This is a genomic window from Sphaerisporangium rubeum (assembly GCF_014207705.1).
Classification (GTDB): domain Bacteria; phylum Actinomycetota; class Actinomycetes; order Streptosporangiales; family Streptosporangiaceae; genus Sphaerisporangium; species Sphaerisporangium rubeum.
The window spans coordinates 5,015,228-5,030,529 of sequence record NZ_JACHIU010000001.1 but is presented as its reverse complement, the minus strand read 5'-3'; the positions used below and the strand labels follow the sequence as shown (position 1 = coordinate 5,030,529).

Here is a 15,302-nt window from a genome sequence, read left to right as displayed (position 1 = left end):
CCGCGAAGGCGCGAGGTCGATTTAAACTGGAAGTGGAGAACCCTCCACTTCTACGATGCTAAGTGGACACGCCTCCACTTAGCAAACCCTTATCGGCCCCTGCACCCGGAAGGAGCGCCTCGCGTGGTCAACGCTCTCGACCCCGACCGGCCGCTGCGCTCGGACGCGCGGCGCAACCGCGACAAGATCCTCTCCGCCGCCGTGCGGGTCTTCGCCGAGAGGGGCCTGGAGGCCAACCTCGACCAGATCGCCAAGGAGGCCGGCGTCGGCGCCGGCACCCTGTACCGCAACTTCCCCACCAGGGAGGCCCTCGTCGAGGCCGCCTACCGCAACGAGCTCGCGCGCCTGTGCGACGCGGCCCCCGTGCTGCTCGCCACCATGACGCCGCGTGCGGCCATCCGCGCCTGGATGGGTCTCTACATCGACTACGCCTGCGCCAAGCACGGCATGGCCGACGCGCTGCGCGCCGTCGTCGACACCGGCCGCAACCCCTGCGAGCGCAGCCGCGAGATGATGCTGGCGTCCCTGTCGTCCCTGCTCGCGGCCGGGGTGGCCGACGGCGGTGTCCGCGCCGACGTCCGCGCCGACGACCTGCTCGCCTGCGTCGTCGGCGTCGCGCTCGCCACGCGCGCACCGGAGCAGCGTCCCCAGGCCGAGCGCCTGCTCGACCTCGCGATGGACGGCCTGCGGCCGAGGAACGGCTGAAGGGCCGGCGCGGTCAGACGGTGAAGCCGCCGCCGGAGTAGGCGTCGGTGACGCGGCGCTCCATGAAGGCGACCCCGTGGTCGACGGTGACGAGGCGCCAGCCGTACCTGGCCTCCTGGCTCAGGGTGTCACCCCACTGGTCGTCGACGGGGGAGGTGGTGGCGCAGCGGAGGGGGACGGTGCGGTACTCGACCTTCGGGTCGGCGCCGTCCATGGGCCCGGCGGGGGAGGGAATCGGGAAAGGCCCGTCGCCGAGGACGCCGAAATCGGCGGCGCGCTGCGCGGAACGCTCGAATACGTCTCTTTCGTGGCCATGAATTCTGAGGGCCTCGGCGAGCAGGCGCACGGTTTCTTTTCTCGGGTGACAGGTCTCGCCTTTTTCGATGTCGCGGATCGCGCGGGTGCTGATGGTGGAGAGATCCGCCAATTGTTGCTGGGTCATGCCGGCCCGCGACCGGTGGTGCACGAGTAATCGTGGGAATTCACTGCTGCTCACCTCGGTGCTCCTTCCGGCCGACCCGGCCCGGTGCCACCCGGGCCGATGAGTCCCGCGATCTCCCCGGTGTCCGCGTGATGACCTCTGACCGTCTCGGTAAGACCGCTCAGTGAAGCCCATCATCTGAGATGACACCGGACTTGTGCAAGAGTCCTTGCGCAACTTTTGGTGAGATCGACGGGCTGCTCGACCCGGAGCTCTCGCGGCGATCTTACATTCATGCAGGTGAGAGCGCTGCAAAACTGCTATATAACAGCACAATAAACATTGAACAAGAAAGCTTGAGTAACGCATCGTAGTGGACCTAGGCTTGAGCATTGTGAAAGAGCACATCCAGCCACCGCTCCGGCGGCTCGCATGAGCCGCGGGGAGACGAGCAAGGGAAGTGACGGTGTCAGCGTGCTGAAAGCCTTCGCGCACCCCATGCGCGTCCGCCTCTACTACAGCCTCAGAAACGCCGGAGCGGCGTCGGTGTCCCAGCTCGCCGCCTCGGTGAGCTCCCCGATCGCGCAGGTCAGCTACCACCTCCACCAGCTGCACCAGTACGGCTTCATCGAGGAGGTGCCGCAGTACGCGCGCGACCGGCGCGAGCGCTGGTGGCAGCTCAGCGGCAAGAGGGTGGGGTGGGACGCCTCCACCGTGCTCGACGCACCCGACGCCGCGGCGGTCGCCTCCATGGTGAAAGGCAGCGCGATCCGCGAGCAGGTCAGGTTCATCGAGGAGTTCGCGAGCGAGGAGAAGGACTGGGACGGCGACTGGCTCGACGCGGCGTTCATGACCGACGGCACCGTCGACCTCACCAGCGACGAGCTCGCGCGCATGCACGCCGAACTGAAGGCCGTGATCGACCGGTACGCCATGCTCGGCACGCGCTGGCGGCAGACCCGTCAGTCGCCCCCTCCCGGGGTCGAGCGCGTCATGTACGTCATGCATGGTTTCCCGATCCGGGGAACACGGAAGCAGTAGCTCCCCGGCCGGTCGGCCGCCCCCCACGATCGGAGCCTGAGACCATGAGCACGACGCCTGCGCACCCGCTGCGCCAACGACGGTTCTTATACATCTGGGCCGCGAGTTTCTTCACCGAGATCAGCAGGTGGTCCCTGCTGATCGCGCTGCCGTTGTACGCGCTGACCCTCACCGGCTCGGCGCTGGTCACCTCCACCGTGGCGATGCTCGGCCTGCTGCCGAGCCTGATCCTCACGCCGCTGGCCGGCGTCTTCGCCGACCGGTGGCGGCCGGCGCCGCTCATGGCGTGGCTGGCCGGCACCAGAGCCCTGCTGCTGCTCCCCCTGCTGCTCGTCGCCGGCGAGGGCGACCTGTGGATCGTGTACCTCGTGATGGCCGCCGAGTCCGGCCTCACCGGCATGTTCGAGTCGGTGAAGAACGCCGTGGTGCCGACGCTGGTGCCCTCAGGACAGCTCGTGCGGGCCAACGCGTCCATCAACCTGAACAGCAACCTCGGCCGTCTGGTCGGCAGTCCCGTCGGCGGGTTCCTGCTGGGGTTCACCGGCATGGCCAGCGTCGTGCTGACGTCGGTCGCCATGCTGGTGGTGACTGTCGTGCTCGTCGCGCTCATGGGCTCAGGCGCCGCGCGCCGGGTCACCGAGGACGCCGTGGTCCCCGGGGCCGAGACCTCCGGGCCCGCGTTCTGGCGCGAGCTGCCGACCGGGCTGCGCGCCATCGGCTCCTCGGCGCGGCTGCGGTCGGTCGCGCTCATCCTCGGTCTGCTGTCGGTGGCACAAGGACTCTTCGTGATCCTGTTCCTGCTGTTCGTCACCGACCTGATCGCCGGCGGCGAGCCGGAGGCGGGGCTGCTGCGCGGCGTGCAGGCCATCGGAGGACTGCTCGGCGGCGCCGTCGCCGGCCGGATGGCGCGCCGGTTGCAGGCCCACCAGTTCCTCGCCTACGGGCTGCTGTCGTTCGCGCTGATCAGCCTGGCCATCTGGAATCTCACCCTGGTGACCGCCTGGATCGGCTTCTACATCGGCCTGTTCACCCTGGCGGGGGTCCCCGGCATCTGGCTGATGGCGGGGTGGCTGTCGCTGGTGCAGGAGGCGACGCCTGAGGGGCTGCGCGGCAGGGTGATGAGCACGTTCATCGCGCTGTCCGACGGCCAGCAGGCGCTCGGCATGATGCTCGCCGGCGTCCTCGCCGGGCTGGTGCCGACGCTCGCGGCGCTGAACTTCCAGGCGGCGGTGCTGCTGCTCGCGTGGTTGCTCGCCGCGCGCCTGCTGAAGCCGGCGCCGGTCACGCCACAGGCCGGGCCGGTTCAAGAGGCACGCGAGAGGGATACGAGCCGGTGAAGCACCCGAGGCACAGCGACCGGCCCGCGCCGGTCGCCGCGCTCATGGCCTCGACCGACAGGAAGGCCAGCGAGTCGGCCCCGACGAACGCGCCGATCTGCTCAGGCGTCATCAAGTGGCCCGCCAGCTCGCTCTGCGTGCTGATGTCCACGCCGAAGAAGCACGGCCACGCGATCGTCGACGACGCCAGCCGCACGTGCACCTCGGCCGCGCCGGCGCCGCGCAGCAGCGCGACCGCGTGCTTCATCGAGGTGGCGCGCACCAGCGAGTCGTCCACCACCACCACTCGCTTGCCGCCGACCGCCTCCGGCACCGGGTTGAGCTTCAGGCGGACCCCGGAACGGCGCGCCGCGTCGCTCGGACGCAGGAACGTGCGGCCGAGGTAGGGGTTCCTGACAAACCCCTCGGCGTACGGCACCCCGCTCTCGGCGGCGTAGCCGAGCGCGGCGGGCCGCGCCGTGTCAGGCACAGGGATGACCACGTCGGCCGGTACCCCGGCCTCGCGGGCCAGCGCCGCGCCGAACGCGTGCCGCACCTCCTGCACGCGGCGTCCGCTGATCAGAGAGTCGGGCCGCGCGATGTAGACGTGCTCGAACACGCACAACGTGTGCGGCGCGACCGCGAAGTGTTCCGACCGCAGGCCGTCGTCGTCGATGGTGAGCAGTTCGCCGGGCTCGACCTCGCGCACGAACCGGGCCCCCACGGCGTCCAGCGCCGCCGTCTCCGACGCCACCACCCAGCCGGTGGCGGTGGCCCCGAGGCAGAGGGGACGGAAGCCGTGCGGGTCGCGCGCCGCGTACAGGGCCGACGGCGTCGCGAGCACCAGGCAGTACGCGCCGTACACGTGCGGCAGCAGCTCACGCAGTCCCTGCACGAGCGGGCCCTCACGGGTGGCGAGCCGGTCCACCAGGGCCTGGGTGTCGGTCCCGCCGTCCCGCCGCCTGTCGCTCCCCGGCTCCCGGCCGGCGCGGTCGCAAGCCCGGCCGCCGGCCCCGTCGGCGGAACCGCCGAAGCGGCCGATGCGCAGCAGGTTGCCGTTGTGGGCCAGCGCGAACCGTTCACCTGAGGCGGCGGCGCCGAGCAGGGGCTGCGCGTTGGCGAGGGCCGCGCCGCCGGCCGTGGGGTAGCGCACGTGGCCGACGCCGACCAGGCCGGGCAGCCGGTCCAGCCGCTCCTCGTCGAACACCTGGGTGACCAGCCCGAGGCCGCGTTCCAGGCTCAGCCGGGATCCGTCGCCGACCGCCACGCCTGCCGCCTCCTGGCCGCGGTGCTGCAACGCGAGCAACCCCGCGTACACCATCCAGGCCACGGACGCGCCGGGGGCCCGGACACCGACGATCCCGCACTCTTCTCCCACGGCGTCAAGAGACATGGGGCACCCTCCGCATTCGGCCGGTGAAAATCGAATCGGCGCCTTTGCCGGCGCCTGCCGCCGATGCTAGGCGAGAACGTCGTGCAGAAGTTCGTGCGCGGTGGAAGCTGCCTGCATTCTTCCGTCGAAACTTCCGGGTGCGCCTTTCCACCGCGCCTAGTCTTTTCTCAGAATTAGGGGCCGCCACTCCACGACGGGAGTAATCCAAATTGGCACACCACGTCACGGCCGCGGCGAACAAGCTGCCGCCGTCGCCACGCGAGCACCTCACCTCTGAAGAGACCCGCACCGTCCTGCGCCTCCAGCACCGCATGCTCGGCTTCGCGCGTGAGTACCTCTACCGCGAGGGCTTCGTCGAGTTGCTGCCTCCGGTGATCGGCCCGGTGACCGACCCGGGGATCCGCGGCGCCAAGCAGGTCGACGTGGACTACTACGGTCACCGCTACAAACTGATGACGAGTGCCGGGGTCTACAAGCAGCCGTCGCTGCTGGCCTTCGACAAGATCGTGTTCGTGGCCCCCAACGTGCGGCTGGAGCCGCTTGAGACCTGCTCCACGCAGCGTCATCTGGCCGAGTTCCACCAGCTCGACATCGAGGTCGCGCACGCGACGCTGGAATCGATCATGACGCTCGCCGAGGAGCTCATCACGCATATCGTGCGGGGTGTCGTCACGCACTGCGCCGGTGACCTCGCGGTGCTGGGCCGCGACGCCTCCGCGTTCACGGCGCTGCTCGGCAAGCCGTTCGGCCGGCTCTCCCACACCGAAGCGGTGCGGACCCTGATCGACCGCGGCCACCCGCAGGAGCCCGGCGCCGAGATCGACTGGCAGGGTGAGCGGCTGCTGTCCGAACTCGCGGACGGACCGCTGCTCGTGTCGCACTACCCCAAGGGCTCGCGGTGCTTCATCGAGCGTGAGGACCCTGACCGGCCCCGGGTGCTGCGGACGTTCGACCTGCTCATGCCGGAGGGGTACGGCGAGGTCATCAGCGGCGGTGAACGCGAGCGGGACTACGCGACGCTGATCACCCGCTGCCGGGAGACCGGCGAGAACCCCTCCAAGTACGCCTGGTACATGGAGGAGGTGCGCAAAGGGGTGCCACCGAGCGCCGGCTTCGGGCTCGGGGTCGAGCGCTTCACCCGGTACCTCGCGGGTGCCGAGTACGTCTGGCAGGCCACCGCTTATCCGAAGGTCCCCGGGATGGTGTCTCCGTGAGCACACTGCGGGAGACCTTCGTCCCGGCCGCGTCGTCCGCGGCCGCGCCGGTGGACGCGCCTCGGGTGGTGCTGGTGGACAACGACCCCATCTCGCGTCACGTGCTCGGCGGCACACTCAGCGCATCGCCGGACATCACGCTGATCGCCGCGACCGACGGCCGTGGCGCGACACCGGGGTGGCACGTGCGGCGCGGCGACCTCGCGGTGCTGGTCTCCGGGCCGAAGGAGAACCACGTGCTGCTCGCGCGCACGCTCGCCGAGGCGGGGGTGCGCACGCTGCTCATCGGCGTCGACTGGAGCAAGCACCGGCTCGACGCCGCGTTCGCCGTGGGGGCGGCCGGCTGCCTGAACAAGGACTGGGCCGTGGCGAACCTGTGCGCCGCCGTCGTGGCCGCCGCCTCCGGGTACGTGGTGCTCTCACCCGACCTCATCGAGCTGTGCGTGCCCGCGACGGTGATGAACGGCGGCTCGGTCTTCGACCACCGCATGGACGAGCTGACCGAGCGTGAGCGCGAGGTCCTCGCGCTGCTCGCCGACGGCCTGTCCACCGCCGAGGTGTCCAGGTCCCTCGCGATCTCCCCGGCCACCGTCAAGAGCCACGTGTCGCACTCGCTCACCAAGCTCGGCGCGCGCAACCGCCTGGAGGCCGTCCTGCTGATGCAAGCCGCGCTCGGCTGCGGTGTCGAAGAGGACAGACGGCCACGCCTCGTCCGGTGAGGGGACGGCGCGCGGAGCGTTGGCAGGACGAAAGCGAAAAATCTCCGCCGGAGGACAGCTCGGAACGTTCGCACGACGGAAGAGGGGTCCCGGACTCCGGGACCTCTCTTCCGTCGTCATGCATGAGTGCCGGTGCCGGCGGGTCAGGCGGGATCCGGCGCGTGCTCACGGCCGAGCTGCTCGGCGAGGGCCGCCACGGTGGGGTGGCGGAACAAGGTGGCGATCCCCATGTCGACGCCGAGTGAGGCCCGCAGCCGGCCGATCAGCCGCAGCGCGAGCAGCGAGTGGCCGCCGAGCCGGAAGAAGTCGTCATGGATGCCGACGTCCTCGACGCCGAGCACGTCGGCGAACAACGCGCACAGCATCTCCTCACGGTCGTCGCGCGCCGCCTCGCCACCGGTGACGCCGTAGTCAGGCACCGGCAGGGCCCGGCGGTCCAGCTTGCCGTTCGGCGTGACGGGGAAGTGCTCCAGCCCGACGAATGCCGCGGGACGCAGGTAGTCCGGCAGGAAGACCGTGAGGTGGCCCCGCAGCGCGGTGACGTCGAAGGCACGTGGGTCGGTGGGGATGACGTACGCCACGAGCCGCTGGTCACCCGGCCGGTCCTCGCGCACCATGACCCTCGCGTCCGCGACCCCGTCGTGTGCGGTGATCGCCGCCTCGACCTCCGCGGGCTCGATGCGGAACCCCCGCAGCTTGAACTGCGCGTCGTCCCTGCCGACGAACTCCAGCAGCCCGTCACGCGTCCACCGCACCATGTCCCCGGTGCGGTACATGCGCTCACCCGGCCCGCCGAACGGGTCGGCGGCGAATCGCTCGGCGGTCAGCGCCGGCCGGCCGAGATAGCCGTGCGCCAGCCCCGCTCCCGCGATGTACAGCTCGCCGATGAACCCCGGCGGTACCAGCCGCAGGTTCGCGTCGAGCACGTACAGCCGTTTGCCTGCCGTCGGCCGGCCGAGCGGCAGCGACGGCCGTGCCAGGTCCTGCGGCGCGGCCCGGTGCCACACGCTGACCATCATGCATTCGAGCGGCGAGTAGCAGTTGACGATCCGCAGGCCGGGGTAGTCGCGCAGCGCCTTGCGCATGTGCGGCATCGAGGCGGCCTCACCGCCGGTGAGGAGCTGCCGCGTGCGGGACAGCAGGCCGGGGTGCTCGTCGAGCAGGAAGTTGAGCAGGCTCGCCGAGAAGTGCGCGGTGGTCACGTCGTGCGCGGCCATCAGCCTGGCGATCACCTCGGGCTCCGGCACCGGGCCCGGCTGGAGCACGCACGTGCCGCCGGTGGTCAGCGGCCCGAACAGCTCGGCGGCGAACGCGTCCCACGACACGGGGGAGCACTGGAGTGTCACCTCACCCTCACGCAGTTCCATGAAGTCCTGTCCGGCGAGCGTGGCCGTGATCGCGCGGTGCGGCGCCACGACCCCCTTGGGGCTGCCCTGCGACCCGGAGGTGAACAGCACGCACGCGGCGTCCTCGGGGGTCACGCCGGAGCGGGGGCCGGCGGGGGAGTGGGCCGCGACGGCCGCCGCGTCGGTGTCGCACCGCACGACCACGACCCCCTCGGCGCCGAGTCGCTCCGCGAGGTCCGCGCCGGTGACGAGCACCTCCGCGCCGGCCCTGCCGAGGATCTCCCGGCGCCGCTCCGGAGGGAAAGACGTGTCGAGCAGTACGTACGCGCCACCGGCCTTGAGCACCGCGAGGATCGCCACGACGAGGTCGGGGCCCCGCTCGAATTGCACACCGGCCCAGGCGCCGGGCCGCACGCCGAGCCCGGCGAGGTGGTGGGCCAGGCGGTTGGCGCGTTCGTTCAGCTCGGCGTACGTGACGCGGCGGTCCTCGAAGATCAGCGCGGTGACGTCAGGCAGGCGCGAGGCGATGCGTTCGAACGCGTGGTGCACGCACTCAGGTGCGGCGGCGCTCGGCCCCGTACCCGCCGCGAGCAGGCGTCCCTGCTCCTCGGGGGTCAGCGGCGCGATCTGCCTCAGGCGGGTGCCGGGGTCGTCGGCGAACCGCTCGAACAGGCGGGTCAGGCGCGCGGCCCACGCCTCGACGTCGGCGCGGCCGAACAGGTCGGGCCGGTGGTGGATGTGGAGCTCCAGCTCCTCACCCGGTACGGCGACCAGTGTCACCGCGTAGTGCGAGGTCTCCCGCACGGTGACGCCGTCGGCGCGCAACCCCTCGACCCGCAGGTCGAACGCGTAATCGCTCATCGGGTAGTTGTCCATGGCGACCGTGGTGTCGAACAGCGGCCGGTCCGCGCCGATGGCCCGGTGGATGTCGGTCAGCCCGAGGTAGTCGTGAGCGAGCAACCGGAACCGCTGCTCCTGCACGCGTTCCATGACGTCCCGCACGGTGTCGTCCGGCCGCAGCTCGGCCCGTACCGGCACCGTGTTGATCAGCATGCCGACCATGGTGTCCGCACCCGGCAGGTCGGCCGGCCGGCCGCTCACCGTCGTGCCGAACACCACGTCGTCGCGGCCGGTCATGTGGCCGAGCAGGATGGCCCACGCGGTCTGCACCACCGTGTTGACGGTGACGCCGCACTCACGGGCCCGCGCCGACAGCTCACGCGTCAGCCCCGCCGGCAGCCGGACGGTCACCGTACGGGGGTCGGCCTCGCCGCGCGGCGCTCCAGGGGCCACGTACGTGGGTTCCGCGCCGGCCATGTCCCCGCGCCAGCCGAGCTGGGCCCGGATCTTGTCCTGCCGCGCCACCCAGGTGAGGTAGTCGCGGAACGACGGCGCAGGCGGCAGCCGCTCACCGGCGTACAGGTCGAACAGTTCCTGGAACAGCAACGCCGTCGACCAGCCGTCGATCACGCAGTGGTGCGCGGTGACGACCAGCCTGTGCCTCAGCGGCCCCTCCTTGACCAGGAGGAAACGGATCAGCGCCGCGCCTTCCACGTCCATCCCGCGTCGCCAGTCCGCGTCGATCACCGCGGCCGCGTCCCCCGCGTTCGCGCCGGCCTCGGTCCAGTCGAGCGGCGCGTCCCTGCGGACCACCTGCAGCGGCTCGCCTGACCTGCGGTGCCGGAACACCACACGCAGATTGGGGTGACGTTCGAGCAGCGCCTCGGCGGCGGCGCGCAGCCGCGCGGCGTCCAGCGGGCCGTGCAGCGGCGTGACGAACTGCGCGACGTACAGCCTGCGGGACTCGCGGTCGAACAGCGCGTGGAACAGCAGGCCCTCCTGCAGCGGTGACAGCGGCAGGACGTCCTCGACGGGTGAGCGTGACATGGTCGGGTCTCCAGACGTCGGAATCACAGCAGGGATTCGATCTCGTCGAGCTCCGCCTGGCTGAGGGACACCAGCGGCACGGCCGCCGCCTCCCCGGCGGGATCGTCGTCGACGGGGAGCGCGCGCCGCGCCGTCGCGGCGAAGTCGTCGCCGGCGAGCACGTCCTCGGCGGTCAGGTTCAGCCCCGCCTCGCGTGCCCTGCGTACGACGGTCAGCGCGGACACGCTGTCCCCGCCGCGGCCGATGAAGTTGTCCCCCGCCGCGACGGCGGCCACCCCGAGCACCTCGGCCACCACCGCGGTGAGCACCTGTGCGCGTGCGTCGAGCGGCTCCTCCTCGGGGGACGCCGCGGGGAAGACGGGCTCGGGGAGCGCCTTCCTGTCGACCTTCCTGTTCGGGGTGAGGGGGAACTCGGGAAGCACCAGATAGATGCCGGGGACCATGTAGGCGGGGAGGCGCTCGGCGAGGTGAGTCCGAAGGAGCGCCGGGTCCGGGTCCGCGCCGGTATCGGTGCGCGAGGACGCCGTCTCGCCGGAGGTCGTGTCGCCGGTGCGGACGGTCGCGGGGGTCACGTAGGCGACCAGTCTGCGGTCGGCGGGGCCGAAGTCGTGCGCGGTGACGACGGCCTGGTCCACCGACGGGTGGGCCGCGAGGTGGGCCTCGATCTCGCCGGTCTCGACGCGGTGGCCGCGGATCTTGACCTGGTGGTCGGTGCGGCCGAGGTACTCGAGGTCGCCGCACGGCAGGAACCGCGCGAGGTCGCCGGTGCGGTACAGCCGCGCGCCTGGCGGGCCGAAGGGGTCGGGGACGAAGCGGGACGCCGTCAGGCCGGCCCGGCCGTGGTAGCCGCGGGCCAGACCGCCGCCGCCGATGTACAGCTCACCTGGCTCGCCGTCCGGCACCGGCAGGCCCGAGCCGTCCAGGACGTGGCAGGTGGTGTCGCGGATCGGCCGGCCGATCGGCATCGGCCCCGAGCGGCCGAGGTCGCCGGGCCCGAGGGGACGTACGGTGGACCAGATGGTCGTCTCCGTCGGCCCGTACATGTTCCACACCGTCGCTCCGCCGCCGAGCAGGAACCCGGCGACGTCCGGCGTGACCGCCTCCCCGCCGACCAGGGCCGTGAGCCCGGCCAGCTCGGGTGCGCCGCGCAGCAGCCGCCAGGTGGCGGGGGTGGCCTGCATGTGCGTGGCACCCGAGCGCGCCAGCAGCGCGCGCAGCCGCGCGCCGTCCACGGTGGTGGCCGAGTCCGCGACCACCACCGTCCCGCCGGTGGTCAGCGGAAGGAAGAGCTCAAGCGCCGCGATGTCGAACGAAGGCGTGGTCACCGCGACCAGCACGCCGAAGGCCGGCATTCCCGGCCGCGCGGCCATGGACACCAGGAAGTTGACCAGCGCGCCGTGCGGCACCGCGACCCCCTTCGGCCGGCCGGTGGACCCGCTCGTGAAGATCACATACGCGAGGTCCCCGAGCGTCACCCGCGCCTCGGGAGGCGTGGCAGGCATCGCGCCGATCGCCGGGTCGGCGACGTCCAGCCACGGCATCCCCGGTGGCAGCCCGCGCGGCGGCCCTTCGGTCAGCACGACCGCGGGCCGCGCGTCCTCCAGGATCAGCCCGATCCGCGGCCCTGGGTCCCGGGGGTTCAGCGGCACGTACGCCGCACCGGCCTTCAGCACCGCGAGCAACGCGACCGGCAGCGCCGTCCCTCGTTCCAGCAGCACCCCGACGAGGTCACCGCGCCGTACGCCGCGCGCACGCAGGAAGTTCGCCAGCCTGTTGACCCGTGCCTCGGTCCGCGCGTACGTCAGCACCTCGTCCCCGCACACGATCGCCGGCCGCTCGTCGCCTGCGCGCTCCGCGAGCATCTCGGGGAGGGGCCGCAGCCCTCCGCGCGGGAAGGCGGCGCCGTCATCCTCGAAGGGGCCGGTCATACATCTCTCCTTCCACGCTCATGGGCTCGCCGATGTCCTCGCCACGCAGAGCCGCGGGGTCGTACTTGCCGAGAGCGCTGATGAGGAGCCGCATCTCGAGCGTCAGGCACTCGACCAGCCTCAGCAGGCCGGACTCGGGGTCCTCGTCGGCGGCGAGCAGGGCCGCGCGGCCGAGGCCGACGGCGCGCGCGCCGAGAGCGAGGCACTTGACGGCTCTGGTGCCCTCCCACATGCGGCCGCTGACCAGCAGGCAGTCACGGCGGCGGCCGACGGCCCGCAGGCAGTCCGCCAGCGGCAGGCCGACGTGGTCGAGGAACGCGGCGGGAGCCCAGCCGGTGCCGCCTTCCGCGCCGTCCACGGTGACCGAGTCGCTCCCGGCCTCCCACGCCACGGTCGCGGCGTGCGCGACGTCCCTGCCGGGGTGCAGCTTCACCCAGATCCTGGCCCTCGGGAAGTTGTTGCGCATGAGGTGCACCTGCTGGCGCAGGATCTCCTCGGTGTACGTGCCGGGGCTGGCGCTGCGCAGGTACAGCTCGCCGAACGCGCGGTCCAGCGCGAACTGCTCACGCAGGGCCGCCGCGGCGTCCTGCGGCACCACGGTCATGCCGCCGAGCCCCGGCTTGGCCCCCTGGCCGACCTTGAGCTCGAACGCCAGCCGGCCGCTCTCCAGCAGGGGCCGCGCCGAGGGGTCGGTGTACACGAGGTTCCACACCTCGGCGTCGGCGTCCTCGGTGCTCTGCTGCACGACGACCCCGCCGAGACCATCGGCGGCCTCATCGGCGTACGCGCGGATCCGCGCGAGCAGCGACCGCGGCGCGGCGTCGCGTTCCATGCGGCCGTACCCGACGACCGGCACGACGTTCTCGCCGAGCACCATGGGGATGCCGAGCCGGCCGGCCTGCCGTCCCACCGCGAGCGCGAGGTCGCCGCGCGCGGCGTGCGTGGAGCCGAACGCCGAGACGAAGAGCGGCAGCGCCGACCGCAGCCCTCCGATGTCGCAGGCCATGGAGACGTCGCTGTACAGCGGCTCCCTGCCGAGCTCGATGAGCTTCTCCAGTCGCTCGTCCATGAAGACCGGCGGAAGCAGCCGTATCGTGTCCAGCGCGTCGGCGGACGCGGGGGAGGTGCCGCCGAAGACGGCGCGGCCGTAGTCCTCGACAGGCGGGAAGGCGCACGCCATGCCGTTCCTGGCCCGTGCGCGTATGGCGGCCTCGGGCAGACCTGGGGCACGCAGAGGGGAATTCATCGACTCGCTCCCGTTCGCCGGTGACACGGCAACGTTAGGCACGGTCCCGCCTCGTGACCGGCAGAACCACCCGGAAGAAAACCGGCGGCTTCACAGCGCTCGAAATCGCCCTCCACCCGAGGTGGAAGAAAATGCATCGGTGAATGATTGACCTCGCGGCCGGAAAAGTGGATACATATTTCATTCTCCTTTTTGCACAGGAAGGAACGACCCATGAAAAAGCGGCGGGTGTTCGTTCATGACACGAGCCTGCGTGACGGTGAGCAGGCGCCGGGGAACTCCATGGACCCGAGGCAGAAGCTCGCTTTGGCGCTGGCCCTGGAGGCCGTCGGCGTCGACGCCATCGAGACGGGCTTCCCGGCCTCGTCACCCGCTGAGGCCGAGGCCACGCGGCTCATCTCCCGGCACCTGACCACAGCCCGTTTCGTCACGTTCTGCCGGGCCGTGCGTAGGGACGTGGACATCGCGGTGGCGGCCGGCGGCACCCGCAATCACCAGGTGCAGGTACTGGCCACCGCCAGTGAGCTGCACATCGAGCGCAAGCGCGGCATCACCCCCGAGGAGGCGATCGCCGAGGTCGCCGATACCGTGCGGCACGCCGTCTCGCTCGGCGTCGAGTCGGTGTCCCTCGGCCTCGAGGACGCCTCACGCGGCAGTGACGAGTTGCTGCGCGCGCTGGTCCGCGCCGCCGTCGCCGAAGGCGCCACGTGTGTCGGGGCCGCCGACACCACCGGGTGCATGACGCCGGACGAGTACCGCGCGCTCACCGAGAAGATGCGGGTCTGGGCCCCGCCGCCTGTGCAGCTGTTCACCCACTGCCACGAGGACTTCGGGCTGTCGCTGGCCAACACCGTGGCCGGCCTGCAAGGCGGCGCCGACGGTGTGCAGACCACGATCGGCGGCATCGGCGAGCGCGCCGGGAACACCGCCATGGAGGAACTGGTGGCCCTGCTGCACTACAAGGGTGACCGGTACGGCCTCTACACCGATGTCGACCCCGGCGGCATGTACGCCATCTACACGCAGTTGCGGCAGGTCATCGGCATGGCGCAGCCACGCAACAAGGCCATTTTCGGGGAGTTCGCGTTCGGCACCGCCGCCGGCATGCACCAGCAGGGCATGCTGCGCGACCCGAGCACCTACGAGTTCGTCGAACCCGCGCTGTTCGGCCGCGAGCGCTCCATGCTCATCGCCAGGCACTCCGGCCGCGCCGTGCTGCGCCACATCCTGTCCCGCATCGGGGTCGAGGTGAGCGACGACAAGCTGGAGGAGCTGTACCGCAGGCACATCACCGAGCGGCCGGGAGCCGACTGCGAGGACATCACGGTGCTGGAGCGCCGCCTCGCCGCCGAGCTCGTCCCGGTCGGCGCGCGGACGCACTGAGGGCCGGGGGGTCATGAGCGAGACGACCATGCCGCCTCCCGTCACTCCGGGGACGCCTGCGGCCAGGAAGCTGTCCATCTGCGTGTTCTGCGGCGCGCGTCCCGGCCTGTCGCCGCTCGGACCGCCGGTCGCCGAGGCGGTCGGCGCCGCGCTCGGACTGCGGGGCCACCGCCTGGTGTACGGCGCCGGTGGGGTCGGCCTGATGGGTTCGCTGGCCCGAGGCGCGCTGCGCGCGGGAGCGGAGGTGACGGGGATCATCCCCCCGTCCCTGCTGGAGATCGAGCGGCCGTTGCTGGAACCCGGCCAGCGGCTCGTCGTGACCGAGGACATGTTCGAGCGCAAACGCCTGATGATCGACCAGGCGGACGCCTTCATCGCGCTCCCCGGCGGCTACGGCACCCTGGACGAGATACTCGAAGTGGTGTCCCTGTCCTACCTGGGTGAATGCCCCAAACCCATCACGCTGCTCAACGTGGACGGGATCTTCGACAACCTGTTCGCGCTGTTCGCCGACATCCACCGCCGCGGCTTCACCCGCGGCGGCCCGCCGCTGTTCCACGTCTCCGCCACCGTGGACGAGGCACTCGACCACATCGAGTCACGCCTCGCCGCCGGCATGCTCGGCGCGGCCTGACAGTCCCCCGAGTGGGGCACGGCCACCACGGCCGTGCCCCACTCGGTCGTGCCGTGACCCGCGTACACG

At 71.5% G+C, this 15,302-nt stretch carries 12 protein-coding genes; 7 read left to right on the top strand and 5 right to left on the bottom strand.

Annotated elements, in window-relative coordinates; translation table 11 throughout:
- The first annotated feature begins 123 nt into the window (after window positions 1-123).
- Window positions 124-705, top strand: a complete 582-nt coding sequence (locus BJ992_RS21490; RefSeq protein WP_343072790.1) for a TetR/AcrR family transcriptional regulator — start codon at window positions 124-126, stop codon at window positions 703-705.
- Between the two features lie 13 nt (window positions 706-718).
- On the opposite strand, the gene BJ992_RS21485 is transcribed toward BJ992_RS21490, so the two are convergent.
- Window positions 719-1,201: a helix-turn-helix domain-containing protein gene (locus BJ992_RS21485; protein WP_221474918.1), complete on the bottom strand. Its 483-nt coding sequence runs from the start codon at window positions 1,199-1,201 to the stop codon at window positions 719-721.
- A 399-nt stretch (window positions 1,202-1,600) separates the two neighbouring features.
- On the opposite strand from BJ992_RS21485, the gene BJ992_RS21480 reads away from it, so the two are divergent.
- Window positions 1,601-2,167: a helix-turn-helix domain-containing protein gene (locus BJ992_RS21480; protein ID WP_184983785.1), complete on the top strand. Its 567-nt coding sequence runs from the start codon at window positions 1,601-1,603 to the stop codon at window positions 2,165-2,167.
- A 44-nt stretch (window positions 2,168-2,211) separates the two neighbouring features.
- Window positions 2,212-3,504: an MFS transporter gene (locus BJ992_RS21475; protein ID WP_184983783.1), complete on the top strand. Its 1,293-nt coding sequence runs from the start codon at window positions 2,212-2,214 to the stop codon at window positions 3,502-3,504.
- On the opposite strand, the gene purF is transcribed toward BJ992_RS21475, so the two are convergent.
- Window positions 3,449-4,876 carry an amidophosphoribosyltransferase gene (purF, locus tag BJ992_RS21470; protein ID WP_184983781.1) on the bottom strand — a complete coding sequence of 476 codons (1,428 nt, stop codon included), beginning with the start codon at window positions 4,874-4,876 and terminating at the stop codon, window positions 3,449-3,451. The two genes, BJ992_RS21475 and purF, sit on opposite strands and share 56 nt — an antisense overlap.
- 209 nt (window positions 4,877-5,085) lie before the next feature.
- Between purF and BJ992_RS21465 the strand changes: the two genes are divergently transcribed.
- Both BJ992_RS21465 and BJ992_RS21460 read left to right on the top strand, forming a co-directional pair.
- The gene (locus BJ992_RS21465; RefSeq protein WP_184983779.1) at window positions 5,086-6,090 is read left to right on the top strand and encodes an asparagine synthetase A; all 1,005 of its coding nucleotides are present in this window, start codon (window positions 5,086-5,088) and stop codon (window positions 6,088-6,090) included.
- Window positions 6,087-6,809 carry a LuxR C-terminal-related transcriptional regulator gene (locus BJ992_RS21460; RefSeq protein WP_184983777.1) on the top strand — a complete coding sequence of 241 codons (723 nt, stop codon included), beginning with the start codon at window positions 6,087-6,089 and terminating at the stop codon, window positions 6,807-6,809. Before BJ992_RS21465 ends, BJ992_RS21460 begins: the two co-directional genes overlap by 4 nt.
- A 143-nt stretch (window positions 6,810-6,952) precedes the next feature.
- Here the strand turns inward: BJ992_RS21460 and BJ992_RS21455 are convergent, their stop codons facing one another.
- Genes BJ992_RS21455 through BJ992_RS21445 form a run of 3 tightly spaced genes read right to left on the bottom strand, consistent with a single transcriptional unit; the run spans window position 6,953 to window position 13,216 of the window.
- Window positions 6,953-10,042 carry a non-ribosomal peptide synthetase gene (locus tag BJ992_RS21455; protein WP_184983776.1) on the bottom strand — a complete coding sequence of 1,030 codons (3,090 nt, stop codon included), beginning with the start codon at window positions 10,040-10,042 and terminating at the stop codon, window positions 6,953-6,955.
- A gap of 23 nt (window positions 10,043-10,065) precedes the next feature.
- Complete coding sequence (locus tag BJ992_RS21450; RefSeq protein WP_184983774.1) at window positions 10,066-11,970, bottom strand: non-ribosomal peptide synthetase; 1,905 nt, start codon at window positions 11,968-11,970, stop codon at window positions 10,066-10,068.
- A complete protein-coding gene (locus BJ992_RS21445) occupies window positions 11,948-13,216 on the bottom strand; it encodes a glutamate synthase-related protein (RefSeq protein WP_184983772.1) in 1,269 nt (422 codons plus the stop codon). The genes BJ992_RS21450 and BJ992_RS21445 overlap by 23 nt, the downstream gene beginning before the upstream one ends.
- Before the next feature lie 213 nt (window positions 13,217-13,429).
- On the opposite strand from BJ992_RS21445, the gene BJ992_RS21440 reads away from it, so the two are divergent.
- Together BJ992_RS21440 and BJ992_RS21435 are read left to right on the top strand one after the other, a co-directional pair.
- The gene (locus tag BJ992_RS21440) at window positions 13,430-14,599 is read left to right on the top strand and encodes a LeuA family protein (protein WP_184983771.1); all 1,170 of its coding nucleotides are present in this window, start codon (window positions 13,430-13,432) and stop codon (window positions 14,597-14,599) included.
- Window positions 14,600-14,612: 13 nt separating this feature from the next.
- Complete coding sequence (locus BJ992_RS21435) at window positions 14,613-15,233, top strand: LOG family protein (protein ID WP_184983769.1); 621 nt, start codon at window positions 14,613-14,615, stop codon at window positions 15,231-15,233.
- The last annotated feature ends 69 nt before the right edge of the window (window positions 15,234-15,302 follow it).

Excerpts from the sequence above, each read along its gene's own strand:
- BJ992_RS21475 (WP_184983783.1), top strand. The coding sequence starts at position 2,212 with ATGAGCACGACGCCTGCGCACCCGCTGCGCCAACGACGGTTCTTATAC.
- purF (WP_184983781.1), bottom strand. The coding sequence starts at position 4,876 with ATGTCTCTTGACGCCGTGGGAGAAGAGTGCGGGATCGTCGGTGTCCGG.
- BJ992_RS21455 (WP_184983776.1), bottom strand. The coding sequence starts at position 10,042 with ATGTCACGCTCACCCGTCGAGGACGTCCTGCCGCTGTCACCGCTGCAG.
- BJ992_RS21450 (WP_184983774.1), bottom strand. The coding sequence starts at position 11,970 with ATGACCGGCCCCTTCGAGGATGACGGCGCCGCCTTCCCGCGCGGAGGG.
- BJ992_RS21445 (WP_184983772.1), bottom strand. The coding sequence starts at position 13,216 with ATGAATTCCCCTCTGCGTGCCCCAGGTCTGCCCGAGGCCGCCATACGC.
- BJ992_RS21440 (WP_184983771.1), top strand. The coding sequence starts at position 13,430 with ATGAAAAAGCGGCGGGTGTTCGTTCATGACACGAGCCTGCGTGACGGT.
- BJ992_RS21435 (WP_184983769.1), top strand. The coding sequence starts at position 14,613 with ATGAGCGAGACGACCATGCCGCCTCCCGTCACTCCGGGGACGCCTGCG.